General features: G+C 63.8%; 14 protein-coding genes. 6 read left to right on the forward strand and 8 right to left on the reverse strand.

The features are described 5' to 3' along the window. Window positions 1-47 precede the first annotated feature (47 nt). Together AAHE99_RS26110 and AAHE99_RS26115 are read right to left on the reverse strand one after the other, a co-directional pair. A complete protein-coding gene (locus AAHE99_RS26110; protein WP_342120861.1) occupies window positions 48-2,276 on the reverse strand; it encodes an NADP-dependent isocitrate dehydrogenase in 2,229 nt (742 codons plus the stop codon). Window positions 2,277-2,403: 127 nt separating this feature from the next. Next, a complete protein-coding gene (locus AAHE99_RS26115; protein ID WP_342120862.1) occupies window positions 2,404-2,919 on the reverse strand; it encodes a DUF1697 domain-containing protein in 516 nt (171 codons plus the stop codon). A 1-nt stretch (window position 2,920) separates the two neighbouring features. Between AAHE99_RS26115 and AAHE99_RS26120 the strand changes: the two genes are divergently transcribed. Then, a complete protein-coding gene (locus tag AAHE99_RS26120; protein ID WP_342120863.1) occupies window positions 2,921-3,211 on the forward strand; it encodes a 2Fe-2S iron-sulfur cluster-binding protein in 291 nt (96 codons plus the stop codon). A 106-nt stretch (window positions 3,212-3,317) separates the two neighbouring features. Next, window positions 3,318-3,899: a YcbK family protein gene (locus AAHE99_RS26125; RefSeq protein ID WP_342120875.1), complete on the forward strand. Its 582-nt coding sequence runs from the start codon at window positions 3,318-3,320 to the stop codon at window positions 3,897-3,899. On the opposite strand, the gene AAHE99_RS26130 is transcribed toward AAHE99_RS26125, so the two are convergent. Next, window positions 3,896-4,081 carry a DUF3460 family protein gene (locus AAHE99_RS26130; RefSeq protein ID WP_342120864.1) on the reverse strand — a complete coding sequence of 62 codons (186 nt, stop codon included), beginning with the start codon at window positions 4,079-4,081 and terminating at the stop codon, window positions 3,896-3,898. The two genes, AAHE99_RS26125 and AAHE99_RS26130, sit on opposite strands and share 4 nt — an antisense overlap. 35 nt (window positions 4,082-4,116) lie before the next feature. Between AAHE99_RS26130 and AAHE99_RS26135 the strand changes: the two genes are divergently transcribed. Genes AAHE99_RS26135 through AAHE99_RS26150 form a run of 4 tightly spaced genes read left to right on the forward strand, consistent with a single transcriptional unit; the run spans window position 4,117 to window position 8,236 of the window. Beyond that, entirely contained in the window at window positions 4,117-4,521 is a 405-nt protein-coding gene (locus AAHE99_RS26135; protein WP_342120865.1) for a hypothetical protein, read from the forward strand. Between the two features lie 10 nt (window positions 4,522-4,531). After that, a complete protein-coding gene (locus tag AAHE99_RS26140) occupies window positions 4,532-5,302 on the forward strand; it encodes a transporter substrate-binding domain-containing protein (RefSeq protein ID WP_342120866.1) in 771 nt (256 codons plus the stop codon). A gap of 2 nt (window positions 5,303-5,304) precedes the next feature. Then, window positions 5,305-5,961, forward strand: coding sequence for an amino acid ABC transporter permease (locus AAHE99_RS26145; RefSeq protein ID WP_342120867.1), 657 nt, complete (start codon window positions 5,305-5,307; stop codon window positions 5,959-5,961). A 49-nt stretch (window positions 5,962-6,010) separates the two neighbouring features. Further along, entirely contained in the window at window positions 6,011-8,236 is a 2,226-nt protein-coding gene (locus AAHE99_RS26150) for a putative bifunctional diguanylate cyclase/phosphodiesterase (RefSeq protein ID WP_342120868.1), read from the forward strand. 78 nt (window positions 8,237-8,314) lie between these two features. On the opposite strand, the gene AAHE99_RS26155 is transcribed toward AAHE99_RS26150, so the two are convergent. From AAHE99_RS26155 to AAHE99_RS26175, 5 genes are all read right to left on the reverse strand, one after another. After that, window positions 8,315-9,352, reverse strand: coding sequence for a hypothetical protein (locus AAHE99_RS26155; protein ID WP_342120869.1), 1,038 nt, complete (start codon window positions 9,350-9,352; stop codon window positions 8,315-8,317). 5 nt (window positions 9,353-9,357) lie between these two features. Next, window positions 9,358-10,272 (reverse strand): flagellar hook-associated protein FlgL, encoded by a 915-nt coding sequence (gene flgL / locus AAHE99_RS26160; RefSeq protein ID WP_342120871.1) that lies wholly within the window; start codon window positions 10,270-10,272, stop codon window positions 9,358-9,360. An 11-nt stretch (window positions 10,273-10,283) separates the two neighbouring features. Then, window positions 10,284-11,651, reverse strand: a complete 1,368-nt coding sequence (gene flgK, locus AAHE99_RS26165; RefSeq protein ID WP_342120873.1) for a flagellar hook-associated protein FlgK — start codon at window positions 11,649-11,651, stop codon at window positions 10,284-10,286. An 81-nt stretch (window positions 11,652-11,732) separates the two neighbouring features. Next, entirely contained in the window at window positions 11,733-12,128 is a 396-nt protein-coding gene (locus AAHE99_RS26170) for a flagellar biosynthesis protein FlgJ (protein WP_342120874.1), read from the reverse strand. After that, complete coding sequence (locus AAHE99_RS26175; protein ID WP_446728961.1) at window positions 12,128-13,228, reverse strand: flagellar basal body P-ring protein FlgI; 1,101 nt, start codon at window positions 13,226-13,228, stop codon at window positions 12,128-12,130. The genes AAHE99_RS26170 and AAHE99_RS26175 overlap by 1 nt, the downstream gene beginning before the upstream one ends. Between the last annotated feature and the right edge of the window lie 62 nt (window positions 13,229-13,290).

Here is a 13,290-nt window from a genome sequence, read left to right on the forward strand (position 1 = left end):
AATAAAAAAAGCCCGCTGCTGCGGGCTTTTTTGCGGAGCGTTAGGGCTTACAGGGAAGCCAGCGCTGCGTTGAAGGTGGCGCTTGGGCGCATCACGGCGGAGGTCTTGGCTGCGTCCGGCTTGTAGTAGCCGCCGATGTCCATCGCCTTGCCTTGCACGGAGTTCAGCTCCTCCACGATCTTGGCTTCGTTTTCGCTCAGTGCTTTCGCGACCGGGGTGAACTTGGCCTTCAGTTCAGCGTCTTCGTTCTGCGCTGCCAGGGCCTGGGCCCAGTACATCGACAGGTAGAAGTGCGAACCGCGGTTGTCCAGCTCACCGGTGCGCGGCGAAGGGGACTTGTTGTTGTCCAGCAGCTTGCCGGTGGCTTCGTCCAGGGTCTTGGCCAGGATCTTGGCTTTCGCGTTGCCGGTCTTGATGCCCAGTTCTTCGAACGACACGGCCAGGGCCAGGAACTCGCCCAGCGAATCCCAGCGCAGGTGGTTTTCTTCCACCAGCTGCTTGACGTGCTTCGGCGCCGAGCCGCCGGCGCCGGTTTCGTACATGCCGCCGCCCGCCATCAGCGGAACGATCGACAGCATCTTGGCCGAGGTGCCCAGTTCCAGGATCGGGAACAGGTCGGTCAGGTAGTCGCGCAGGATGTTGCCGGTCACCGAGATGGTGTCCAGGCCGCGCGAGACGCGCTCCAGGGTGTAGCGCATGGCGCGGGTCTGCGACATGATCTGGATGTCCAGGCCGGAGGTGTCGTGGTCCTTCAGGTACACCTGCACCTTCTTGATCACTTCCGCTTCGTGCGGACGGTAGGTGTCGAGCCAGAACACGGCAGGCATGCCGGAGTTGCGGGCGCGGGTGACGGCCAGCTTGACCCAGTCACGGATCGGCGCGTCCTTCACCTGGCACATACGCCAGATGTCGCCTTCTTCCACGTTCTGGGTCAGCAGCACTTCGCCGGTGGCCAGGTCGGTGATGTTGGCGATGCCGGCTTCCGGCACCTCGAAAGTCTTGTCGTGCGAGCCGTATTCTTCGGCTTGCTGCGCCATCAGGCCCACGTTCGGCACGGTGCCCATGGTCTTCGGATCGAAGTTGCCATGCCATTTGCAGAAGTTGATCATCTCCTGGTAAATGCGGGCGAAGGTGGACTCCGGCATCACTGCCTTGACGTCCGCTGTGCGGCCGTCGGCGCCCCACATCTTGCCGCCGATGCGGATCATCGCTGGCATCGATGCATCGACGATCACGTCGTTCGGCGAGTGGAAGTTGGTGATGCCCTTGGCCGAATCGACCATGGCCAGCTTCGGACGGTTTTCCAGGCAGGCGTGCAGGTCTTTCAGGATCTCGTCCTTCTGCGACGCTGGCAGCTTTTCGATCTTCTCGTACAGGTTGACCATGCCGTTGTTCACGTTCACGCCCAGTTCTTCGAACAGCTTGGCGTGCTTCTCGAACGCCTGCTTGTAGAAGATGCGCACGCAGTGGCCGAACACGATCGGGTGCGATACCTTCATCATGGTGGCTTTTACGTGCAGCGAGAACATCACGCCGGTCTTGTAGGCGTCGTCGATTTCGCGCTCGTAGAATTCCAGCAGGGCTTTCTTCGACATGAACATGGAGTCGATGATTTCGCCGGCTTGCAGGGCGACCTTTGGCTTCAGCACGATGGTCTTGCCGGACTTGGTCAGCAGTTCCATCTTCACTTCACGCGCCTTGTCCAGGGTCATGGACTTTTCGCCGTGGTAGAAGTCGCCGCCGTGCATGTGCGACACGTGGGTGCGCGAAGCCTGGCTCCATTCGCCCATCGAGTGCGGGTTCTTGCGTGCGTATTCTTTCACTGCCTTCGGTGCGCGGCGGTCGGAGTTACCTTCGCGCAGGACCGGGTTCACGGCGGAGCCGATGCACTTGCCGTAGCGGGCTTTCAGTGCTTTCTCTTCTTCGGTCTTGGCGTCTTCCGGGTAGTCCGGCAGCTTGTAGCCGGCGGCCTGCAGCTCGCGCACGCAGGCGACCAGCTGGGCGACGGATGCCGAAATGTTCGGCAGCTTGATGATGTTGGTGTCCGGGTTCTGGGTCAGTGCACCCAGTTCGGCCAGGTTGTCAGGTACCTTCTGTTCGTCGGTCAGGCATTCCGGGAAGGCTGCCAGCACGCGGGCGGCTACGGAAATGTCGCTGGTAACGACGTCGACGCCTGCAGGTGCCGCAAATTTTTGCACGATCGGCAGCAGGGAATAAGTCGCCAGCAGAGGCGCCTCGTCGGTCAGGGTATAGATGATTTTGGACTTGTCAGACATATGTATTCCCTCAAATGCGGATGGTGTCCGCTTGATATTCTTCCTGTAGCTTGCCGGGTGCCGGCGCAGCCGAGTCGCATATTGTACTGCAATGGGTGCCTGTATGAATGGTCGTTTAGGCAGCATTTCATGCTGCACTGCACTTGCGGACTGTATCCCAGGTTCGGGTGGTGATGTCTTTACCAAAGGTCTTCTCGATCAGGCGCATGAAGGCGGGGCCGTCCGCACTGGGCTCATACTCGGAAAAAATGTCGTTGCCGACGATGCCGAGCAGGTGCGCGCCGTCCAGCGACTGCGGCAGCGGTGCCTTCGGCTGCGGCCTGCCGCGCATGAAGCTGACCACGCGCTTGGGCAGGCCGCTGGCGCGGAGGGCGGGGTAGGGGTCGTTTGCCAGCAGCTCGACCAGATGCTGCTGGCTGCGCACAATGGTGTAGAAGCTGCGACCCAGCGCAGCCTCCATCGCGGCTTCGGCCTTGCGCTCGAGCGTGGCTTCGCTGGCGGCGCGCGCGTCGAACGCGACATTTCCACTTGATAGCAGGGTCCTGACGTTGGAGAATCCAGCACTTTCGAAGGCGGCTTTCAGTTCCGGCATCTTGCAGTTCATCGGGCTGACGCCGCGGAGCAGGGCGATATAGCGAGGCATTGTGTTTTTGATAAAAGTTGAGCCGAAGGGATTATCGTTCGAAACGGACGGCGAAGCCAGCCTGCTGGCGGCTGCCGCACGGGCAGGCGTGGTGTTGCCCAGTTCCTGCCGCAACGGCACCTGCCGTACCTGCATCTGCCAGGTGCAGCAGGGCAGCGCGCGCCACCTGATCGAGTGGCCGGGGCTGAGCCTGGAGGAGAAACGGGAAGGCTTCATCCTGCCCTGCGTCGCGGTGGCGGAATCCGACCTGGTGCTGCAGTCGCCCGCTGCACGGTTTACGACAGACTCTTAAAGGATTTTCTCAATAAGGGTTTCCCGCGCCCCCCTGCTATTGCTATAGTAACCGTATTGCAAGATTACGATTTGCCATGGCGACACGCAGAGACTTCCTACACATGATGGCGGGCACGGCCCTGGCTGGCCTGCCGCTGATCGGCCGCACCGCGCAGGAGCCGGAGCCGCCTCCCGATATTTTCGACGCCCAGATGCTCGACCTCGACTTCTGGCTCAAGCCGCGCACCATCAGCATGATCCGGCCGCAAAGCGGCGAGAAGGCCCGCCTGCTGTACTGGAAGGACGGCGAGATCATCGACTCGGCCTACCAGGAACTGTGCCATATGCTGCGCGATGTGAACGGCAAGGAAACCGCACCGATCGACCCCAAGCTGTTCGAAACCCTGTGGGGCGCGCAAGCGTTCGTGCAGCGCTTCGGGATCGAGAGCCCGGTCGAGATCCTGTCCGGCTACCGCACCCCGGCTTCCAATAAGCGCCTGATCGAGCAGGGTATTCCGGCGGCGCGCCAGTCGCTGCACATGAGCGGACGCGCGGCCGATATCCGCATCCCTAACCTGAATGCGGAGGTGCTGGGCAGCCTGGTGCAGAGTTTCCGCCAGGGCGGCGTGGGTTTCTATTACCGCGAAGGGCCGCGTGGCGGCTGGATCCATGCCGATACGGGCCTGCAGCGCAGCTGGAAGGGCTAGTGGTAATAGTAGGCCGGCGTCGGCACCGCATCCGTGCGGGCCAGGCGTTCGGCCTCCAGGTCGACCCGATGGTCCCACCAGATGTTCCAGCCCTTGCGCTGGTCTTCCACCATTTCGGGATGCTCTTCCAGCAGCTTGCCGAAGAAGCTCTCAAACTCAGAAACATATTCGTTTACTTTCATACTACCTCCCGAGCTTTCGGTTACACTCCTGAGCCATGTTGATTGATGATGACGATGCGGCCAAGCCGCGCTTTCGCCCCGTCCCCTGGACGGCACTGGAAACGCCCCAGGATGTGGAGCTGTGGATCGCCGAGCACGACCTCGCGCTGAAGGAACACGTCGGCAAGCAGGAAACCGGCTATGGCGTGTGCTTCAGCCTGGCCGAGGGCGGCGACATTTACATGCAGACCACCGAGGGCGCCGTTATCCTTGATGTTACGCCAGAAGCCGATTGGGTGGAGCCTCTCCTGTGCGCGGTGTCCGGCATGGAGCCGCCCAAAGGCCGCGTATGGGCCCTGCCGGAAGACAAGCTCATCCAGCTGATCCTCGGCCTGTCGACCCTGATCGCCTCCACCACCCTCGTTGTAGGCCACAACTTTGGCCGCCGCCGTTCTTACTAAAGGATCCACGATGCGCAAACCCATCCTCGCCCTCCTGCTGGCCGCAGCCGCGCTGCACGCCAATGCGGCCGACCTGCTGCAGACCGTCAAGGCGCGCGGCACGCTGAAAGTGGCCATGGAAGGCGTCTACCCGCCGTTCAACTTCAAGGAAAAGAATGGCGAGCTGGCGGGCTATGACGTGGACGTGGCGCGCCTGGTGGCGGGCAAGCTGGGCTTGAAGCCGGAGTTCGTGACCACCGAGTGGGCGTCCATCCTGGCCGGCCTGGCCAGCAATAAGTACGATGTGATCATTTCCCAGGTCGGCATCAACCCCAAGCGCGAGCAGGCCTTCGACTTCAGCGTGCCGTACATCTACTCCTCGCCGATGCTGATCGTGCGCAAGGACGAAAAGAATAACTGGACCTCGCTCGAGCAGCTGAAGGGCAAACGCGTCGGCGCAGGGCAGGGCAGCGTCTATGAGATGCAGCTGAAAGCCGTGCCGGGCATCGAGGTCAAGGGCTACCCGGCCGCGCCGGAAAACCTGCAGGACCTGGCGCTGGGCCGTATCGACGCCGCCCTGAACGACAGCCTGATCACCGCCTACCTGTTGAAAACCACCAAGCTGCCGATCAAGGCCGGCGCCCGCGTCGGCAATACCGAGCGCATGGGCATCCCATTCCAGAAGGGCAATCCTGAATTCAAGGCAGCCCTCAACAAGGTGCTGGCCGATGCCGCCGCCGACGGCAGCCTGAAAGCCATTTCCATGAAATGGTTCGGCACCGACGTGACCAAGGCGCCGTAAGCATGGAGTGGCTGGACCTGCTGCATGAAGCGGCGCCGGTGATGCTGAAGGGCGCCGGCTATACCCTGGTCTTCGCGGTCGCCTCCATGGTGGGCGGCCTGCTGCTGGGCTTCCCGACCGCCGTGATGCGCATCCTGCCGTGGAAGTGGCTGCGCTGGCCGGCCAATGTGTACGTCAGCCTGATGCGCGGCACGCCGTTGCTGGTGCAGATGTTCGTCATCTACTACGGCTTGCCGTCGGTCGGCATCGAATTTACGCCCGTCACGGCGGGCATCCTGGCGCTGAGCCTGAACGCCGGCGCCTACCTGTCGGAAAGCCTGCGCGGCGCCATGCTGTCGATTCCCAAAGGCCAGTGGTCGGCCAGCTACAGCCTGGGCATGGGCTACGGCCAGACCCTGCGCTACGTGGTCATGCCGCAGGCCCTGCGCATTGCGGTGCCGTCGATGAGCAATACCCTGATCAGCCTGATCAAGGACACCTCGCTGGTTTCCGTGATCACCATGACCGAGCTGATGCTATCGACCAAGGAAGTGATTGCCACCACCTTCCGCCCGCTGCCGCTGTACCTCGCGGCCGCCGCGATTTACTGGATTCTCAGCCTCGCTTTCGAGCAATTACAACGCTTTGCCGAACAACGGCTGAACCGCTCCCACCGTTAAAAGTTAGCTACTCGACATTGCTACAAGGGCATGCTAGGCTGGAAGCCATATGGATAAAGACCAGCATGCCCGAACGGCGGAGCAGGCCACCGCCATCAGGACTGCCGTCCCTGGACTGGCAGGATTGGACCAGCTCTTGCCTGGCGAAGCCATGCTGGCGGCCATGGGCGGCACGCCGCCGGTGGAATACCGCCATGGCAATGGCAATGGCAATGGCGATGGCGGCGTCGCCTTTGTCCGCGAGCAAGACTATTTCAACGACCTCTACCTGCTGGCCCCGGTCGGTTACTTCGTACTGGCCAGCGACACCACGGTATTGCAGATGAACCTGGTGGGCGCCGACCTGCTGGGTCTGCCACGCAACAATCCCGAACGGATTCCCTTCCGCCAGTTTATCGCCCAGCGCTTCATGGCCGACTTCGACGGCTTCGTCAACGCCTGCCTGGCCGGCGACGAGCCGCAGCGGCTGTCGTTGCAGATGACGCGCGGGCGTGGCGACCGTGGTTTTGCCGTTACCCTGCTGGGCAGCGGTGCTGCTGGCGCCGCGCAATTCCGGGTGGTGCTGGAACTGGCCGAAGGCAAGCTGGCGGCGCTGGAAAAGAGCGAGGAGCGCTTCCGCCGCATCGTCCACAGCGCCGAGGAAGGCATCTGGGAAATCGACGCCAGCGCCCGCACCAGCTTCGTCAATCCCAAAATGGCCGCCATGCTCGGCTACACCATCGAAGAGATGCTGGAGCAGCCGCTGGTGGCCTTCATGGATGAGGAAGGGCGTTCCCTGCTGGAACGCAATATCGCCCGCCGCCAGCAAGGCATCGCCGAGCGCCACGAGTTCAAGTTCATGCGCAAGAACGGCACGGAAATGTGGGCCACGCTGGCCACCAACCCTATCTTCGATGGCGACGGCAGCTATATCGGCGCGCTGGCGCTGGTCAGCGATATCACCGAGCGCAAGCAATCTGCCGAACTGATCTGGCATCAGGCCAACTACGACACGCTGACGGCGCTGCCGAACCGCAATATGTTCCAGGACCGCCTGTCGCAGGAAATGAAAAAGGCGCGGCGCGACGGCCTGTTCCTGGCGCTGCTGTTCATCGACCTCGACCAGTTCAAGGAAATCAACGACCGTCTAGGGCATGAGATGGGCGACGCCCTGCTGGTGGAAGCCGCTTCGCGCATCGCCTCCTGCGTGCGCGCCTCCGACACCCTGGCCCGCCTGGGCGGCGACGAGTTCGTGGTGATCCTGCCCGGGCTGGACCACGTGACCAGCGCCGAACGCGTGGCGCAGCAGATCATCGCTTCCCTGAACCGGCCCTTCCTGCTGGGCGGCAGCACGGGATCGGTCTCGGCCAGCGTCGGCATCGCCCTGCACCCGTCGGACGCCAGCGACCCCGAGCACTTGCTGCGCAACGCCGACCAGGCCATGTACGCCGCCAAGAATGCCGGCCGCAACCGCTACAGCTATTTCACGCCCGATATGCAGGCCGCCTCCCAGCGGCGCATGCGGCTGACGCGTGATTTGCAGATGGCCGTCGCCAACGACCAGTTCGAGCTGCACTACCAGCCCATCGTCAACCTGCACAACGGCACCATCGAACGCGCCGAGGCGCTGCTGCGCTGGCGGCATCCCGAGCGCGGCATGCTGAACCCGGCCGAGTTCATTGGCAGCGCCGAGGCCAGCGGCATTATTCTGGAAATCGGCGACTGGGTGTTCCGCAACGCGGCCGACCAGGCCAAGCGCTGGCAGGAAGAGCTGGGGCGGCCGTTCCAGATCAGCGTCAACCAGTCGCCGGTACAGTTCCGCTCGGACCCGCACGTTTTCGAAGAGTGGATGCAATACGTCGAGCGCCTGCAGCTGGCGCCGCGCAGCATCGTTATCGAAATCACCGAACGGCTGCTGCTGGACCACAGCGGCCCCGTGATGGAACGCCTGCGCCAGTTCAAGTCGATGGGCCTGCAAGTCGCGCTGGACGACTTCGGCACCGGCCATTCCGTGCTGGCGCACCTCAAGAAATTCGACATCGACTACCTCAAGATCGACCGCAGCTTCGTGATGGACCTGGCCGGCGATTCCGGCGACCTGGCGCTTTGCGAAGGCATCATCGTCATGGCCCACAAGCTCGGCCTGAAAGTGGTGGCCGAAGGCGTCGAAACCCCGACCCAGCTCGACTTGCTGAAAGCCGCCGGCTGCGACTACGCCCAAGGCTACGTCTACGCCCACCCCATGCCGCCGGCCCAGATGAGCGCCATGGCCCGCGGCCCCGCCCGCCTGGCCTGAAGTTTCGTCGAAGCAAAACAGGGACGGAACAAGTTTTCGCAGAAAACTTGTTCCGTCCCTGTTTTGCTTCGACGAAATTTAGCTGAGGCGGAGGAGGGAGACGACGCGGTCGCGGTTGATGCCGACCAGGGCGGAGGTGAGGGAGACCAGGGCGCCGTAGCCGGGCTCGTTGGCGACATTGGCGAACACTTCGGCCATCTGGCCCATGCCGGCGACTTCAATCTCCGGCAAGTCGATCTTGGCGCGCTGGGCGGCCATCGCCAGTTCCTGGCGCACCTTGGCCAGGGCGGCTTCGACGTGGGCCAGGGCCTGCGTGACTTGCTGCAAGGTGGCGCGCATGGCTTCGATGTCGCTGGTGCCCCAGCCTTCCGGGACCACGGCAGGCGCTTCGGCTTCGGCTTTCAGGCGGTTCAACTGGCCGGCCGGGAAGCGGATGCCGCCGCCTTGCACCGCCAGCGATTCGCGCAGGGCGGGCCAGTTGCTCTCCGGGGCGGAGAACACCAGCTCGCCATCCTTGTTGACGCTGACGCGCACGCCGGCCGGCGCCATGGCCTGGTCGAAGCGGGCGACGATTTCGGCGTCGGACAGGCCGGGTGTCAGGTGCACCGAACGCAGGCCGGCGGTGCCGCCGCCGACCGAGACGGCCAGGGTTTCGCGGGCGCCGTTGCGCAGGTTGGCCAGCGTCATGCCGCGCACGGTGAAGCGCTGGGTGGACGGTTCGGTCGAGTAATTCAGCTGGGCGTCCAGCGTGCCGCCGGAAGCCTGGGTGCGGTTGCGCCAGGTGTCGGTGAACTGGCGCACGCGCTGTTCGACCTGGCCGTCGCGCATCTGGCGCGTGGCCAGCTTGGCGGCGAGGTCGGTCTTCAGGGCGCGCAGCTGGGCGGCGCTCTGTTCCAGGAAATCAATCGCTTGCTGGGCGCCGGAGACGTCGTTCTGCAGCGGCGCGTCGATCTTGCTCAGGCCGCGGCGCAGCGGCGCCGGGGCGGCATTGGCACCGGCGGCCTGCTCCAGCGCGGCGCCGGAATCGGCCAGCGCGGACTCGGCCTGGGCGACACCGGGATTGGCGGTGGCGCGGGAGGCGAGGCCGGATGTGCTGGGGCGCTGGGCGATTTCCATGATGTTTACAGTACGTTAAACAGCGACAGGTTGTTGACTTTCGAATACGCCTGGTAAGTGGCTTGCAAGGCGTTATTGTAACCAGTCAGCTGGGTCGCAGCGAGACCGTAATCCAATTGTGCGATGTCGGTGATGGCCATCTTGTTCGACAAGCTCACGTTGGCATGGTTGTTGGACAGGGTTTCCATCACGTTCTGGGCGCCGCCGAAATTGGCGACCTTGCCGGCGACCAGGGCCAGCGCGGTATCGGAACCATTGAGCGCGGCGGTCAGGTTGGCGCGCACCGCCGGATCGTTCGGGTTGACGCCGGCCTGGCTCAGGGTGTCGATCGCGACGTCGAGCTGGTTCAGGTAGTCGTGCATGCCGTCCACGGTGACATTGGCCGGCTGGGTGATGCCGTTGCCGACCACCACCTCCTGCACGCCGTTGTTGCCGGTATAGCTGTAGCGGAAGCCGGGCGCCTGGGTGTTATCGACGGTCAGGGCCTGGGTCGAGGTCAGGGTGCCGGAGAAGATGTATTTGCCTTCCTGGTCCAGCGTATTGCCGTTGAAGTACAGCGAGTCGCGCAGGGCGACCAGGCTGTTGACCATGGCGTTCAGGTCTTCCGGCGTATTCGAGCCGTCGGCGGCCCACACGAACAGGTCGCGCGCGGCGCCGATGTCGTTGACCATCGAGGTCAGGTAGGTTTCGTTCTTCGACAGGCGGATCTTGACCGCTTCGATATTGTCGACGTACTGGCTGACGATATTCTCTTCGCGGCGCAGGCGCGACAGGCGTACATTGGCGATCGGCTCATCCGACGGCACCTGGATGCGGTTGCCGGTGGCCATCTGTTCGGTCAGCTTGGCGATCATGGTCTGGTTGATCGACAGCGAGCGGTTCATCGACGCCTGGAACTGGTTGGTGGCGATTCGCAGCATGGTCACTTACCTCAGAACAGCGCCAAAGTGGCGTCAAACAATTCATTGGCCACGGCGATCACTTTCATGTTCGCTTGGTACATATTCTGGAATTCCACCAGATTGATCGCTTCCTCGTCCTTGTTGACGGAGCTGGTTGCCGCCCAGTCGTCTTCCGACTGCTGGCGGATGGTGGTGGCGGTTTCCAGCAGCGACAGGTTCTGGCCGCTGTCGATGCCCAGTTTGCCCACCAGCTGGGTGTCGGCGTCGCCCAGCAGGACCGCGCCGATCGAGGTCAGGGTGACCGGCGAATTCTTCAGGGCGATCAGCAATTGCAGGTTGCCGCTGTCGCCCGGCGTGCCGTCGGACGAGAATGCCAGGTCGGTGGCCAGGATGCCGGGCGTGATGCTGAGGATGCCGCCGGCGCCGGTGGCGTTGAAGCTGAACAGGTCGGTGCCCGGCGTGCCGTCCGGCTTGAAGCCGGCTGCCAGCTGGGTATTGACCTTGCTGGCCAGCTGGTCGGCCATGTCGACCAGCGATTGCTGCAGCGGCTGCAGGATATTCTTTTCAAAGTCGCCAATGCCGCCCAGCTGGCCGCCGATCTTGGTGTCGTCCAGGCCGAACACGGTGCCGCCGAACGTCAGCTCCAGCACCGGGGTGCCGGAGGTGCTGTTCATGGCCAGGGTGCCGGCCAGGTTGCCCACCACCAGCGGCTGGCCGCTGCGCAGCGAGACGCTGCGGGTGCCGTCCGGCTGTTCCAGCACCTCGATCGCCACCAGGTTGGCCAGGGCGTCGATCGCCTGGTCGCGTTCGTCCACCAGGCCGGAGGTATTGGTGCCGAGCGCGCCGGCTTCGGTGATGCGCTTGTTGAGGGCGGCGACATTGGCCGACAGGGTATTCAGCTGCGGCAGGATGGCGTCGCGCTGCTGCGAAATCGATACTTCCTGCTGGCGCGTGACGTTGTAGATGCTGTTGAAAGATTGCGCCATGGCGTTGGCGGCGGTCACCACCTGCTGGCGCAGCGGGCTGGACACCGGGTCCACGCCGGCCGCGTTCAGGGCGCGGAAGAACTGGTCGACCCCATTCGACAGGCTGGTCTGCTCGTCGCCCATGACGCGCTCGAGCTGGGTGAAATACGGTTGCGCCTGGGTGCGTGCGCCGAGGTCGGAATTGGCGCGCCACAGCTGCTGGCTCTTGTAGGAGTCAGAGAAGCGCACCAGCTTGCTCACTTCGACGCCGAAACCGGCGCCGTAGGTCCCGGCGGCCGGCGCGACGGCGGCCAGTACCACACCCTGGCGGGTATAGCCTTTAGTTTGCAAGTTTGCAATGTTCTGGCTGGTCGTGTTCAGGGCGGCTTGCGCAGCCAACGAACCGGACAGGGCATTGTTAATAATCGACATGTGGATTCCCTTGGCTTGGGTGGTTGCTCTATGGCACTTTTCACCCGTTAACGTGTAAAGGCGACCGCGTTGCGCGTGCCATTAAGCGTCGGTCGGATTTTTCTTAGCCGGAAGTGAAGTTTCCGGTGTGGAAGTAGGGGCGGGCAGCAATTGGCGCAGGATGGCGTCGGCCACGCCGAAGGCGCGGCGGCCGGCCAGCTGGTCGGCCACCAGGGTGTCAGCCATGTCCAGCATATCGCTGTTGATCGAATCTTTATGGGGGCTGTCCTCATCCGCCATGGCGCGGGTGGCGTCGCGCATCTTGTGCAGGGTTTGGGCGATGAAGAAACTTTCAAACTTGACGGCGGCTTCGGTGGCCTTGGCGCGGTAGCGCGCTTCCTCGGTCTGCGGGGCCGGGGCGGACTGGCCAATTTTGGCTTCCGCCGGCTCGCCGATCTCCAGCTGGCGCACCTGCATCGGGATGAAGCGGCTATCCATCAGATCACCACCAGTTCGCCTTCGATGGCGCCGGCCTGGTCGAGGGCTTGCAAAATTGCCATGATGTCGTCCGGCGTGGCGCCCAGGCTGTTGACCACGTCGATGATGGCTTGCAGCTTGGCGCCGGCCGGCCATTTGAACATCTGCGGCTTGGCCTCGTCGACCGAGACCTGCGACTGCGGGCTGGCTGTGGTCTGGCCCTGGCTGAACGGCTGGGGCTGGCTGACCTTGGTGCTTTCGGAAATGACCACTTTCAGCGAGCCGTGGGTCACGGCGGCGGCTTTCACGCGCAGGCCGTCGGCAATCACCACGGTGCCGGTGCGCGAGTTGAACACCACTTTCGGGATGTCGGAGCCGACTTCCACCGGCAGCGCTTCCAGCTTGGCCATGAAGGCCACGCGCTGGGTCGGGTTTTCCGGCGCCAGCACGTCGATGCCGGTGCCGTCGGCGGTGCTGGCCACTTCGCCGAACTTGCGGTTGATCGCTTCCACGATATTGGTGGCGGTCTGGAAGTTCGGCTGTTTCAGCGACAGGTGGACGGTGGGCTTGCTGGCGAAATCGGTCGGGATTTCACGCTCGATCACGGCGCCGTTGGGGATGCGGCCGGCGGTCGGGGTGTTCACGGTGACCGAGGAGCCGCTCTTGCCGGCGGCGGCCAGGCCGCCCACCACCACATTGCCCTGGGCCAGGGCGTAGACCTCGTTGTCGGCGGCCTTGAGCGGGGTCAGCAGCAGGGAGCCGCCGCGCAGGCTCTTGGCGTCGCCCAGCGAGGAAACCGTGACGTCGATCGGCTGGCCGCGGCGGTAGCCGGGCGGGAACACGGCCGACACCATGACGGCGGCCACGTTCTTGCTTTTGGCGTCGGCGCCGTCCGGCAGCTTGACGCCGAACTGCTTGAGCATATTGACCACCGACTGGCTGGCGAACTTGACCTGGGTCGAGTCGCCGGAACCGTTCAGGCCGACCACCAGGCCGTAACCGACCAGCGGGTTGTCGCGCACGCCTTCGATGGCGACCAGGTTGCGCAATTGCGGCGCGGCGGTTGCGGGCAGGGCGATGGCCAGCAGCAGCGCTGCCACAAACCGGACAACCGGTGTCAGACCCGCAGGGTCTGACACGGACCGGCGGCGGCCACGGGCGCGCGGGGGGCCCCCGGGGGGGG

It is taken from the genome of Pseudoduganella sp. OTU4001, from assembly GCF_038440195.1.
Classification (GTDB): domain Bacteria; phylum Pseudomonadota; class Gammaproteobacteria; order Burkholderiales; family Burkholderiaceae_D; genus Rugamonas.

Coding starts and splice junctions, on each gene's coding strand:
- AAHE99_RS26135 (WP_342120865.1), top strand. CDS start 4,117: ATGTTGATTGATGATGACGATGCGGCCAAGCCGCGCTTTCGCCCCGTC.
- flgK (WP_342120873.1), bottom strand. CDS start 11,651: ATGTCGATTATTAACAATGCCCTGTCCGGTTCGTTGGCTGCGCAAGCC.
- AAHE99_RS26140 (WP_342120866.1), top strand. CDS start 4,532: ATGCGCAAACCCATCCTCGCCCTCCTGCTGGCCGCAGCCGCGCTGCAC.
- AAHE99_RS26125 (WP_342120875.1), top strand. CDS start 3,318: ATGGCGGGCACGGCCCTGGCTGGCCTGCCGCTGATCGGCCGCACCGCG.
- AAHE99_RS26145 (WP_342120867.1), top strand. CDS start 5,305: ATGGAGTGGCTGGACCTGCTGCATGAAGCGGCGCCGGTGATGCTGAAG.
- AAHE99_RS26110 (WP_342120861.1), bottom strand. CDS start 2,276: ATGTCTGACAAGTCCAAAATCATCTATACCCTGACCGACGAGGCGCCT.
- AAHE99_RS26130 (WP_342120864.1), bottom strand. CDS start 4,081: ATGAAAGTAAACGAATATGTTTCTGAGTTTGAGAGCTTCTTCGGCAAG.
- AAHE99_RS26170 (WP_342120874.1), bottom strand. CDS start 12,128: ATGGATAGCCGCTTCATCCCGATGCAGGTGCGCCAGCTGGAGATCGGC.
- AAHE99_RS26155 (WP_342120869.1), bottom strand. CDS start 9,352: ATGGAAATCGCCCAGCGCCCCAGCACATCCGGCCTCGCCTCCCGCGCC.
- flgL (WP_342120871.1), bottom strand. CDS start 10,272: ATGCTGCGAATCGCCACCAACCAGTTCCAGGCGTCGATGAACCGCTCG.
- AAHE99_RS26115 (WP_342120862.1), bottom strand. CDS start 2,919: ATGCCTCGCTATATCGCCCTGCTCCGCGGCGTCAGCCCGATGAACTGC.
- AAHE99_RS26150 (WP_342120868.1), top strand. CDS start 6,011: ATGGATAAAGACCAGCATGCCCGAACGGCGGAGCAGGCCACCGCCATC.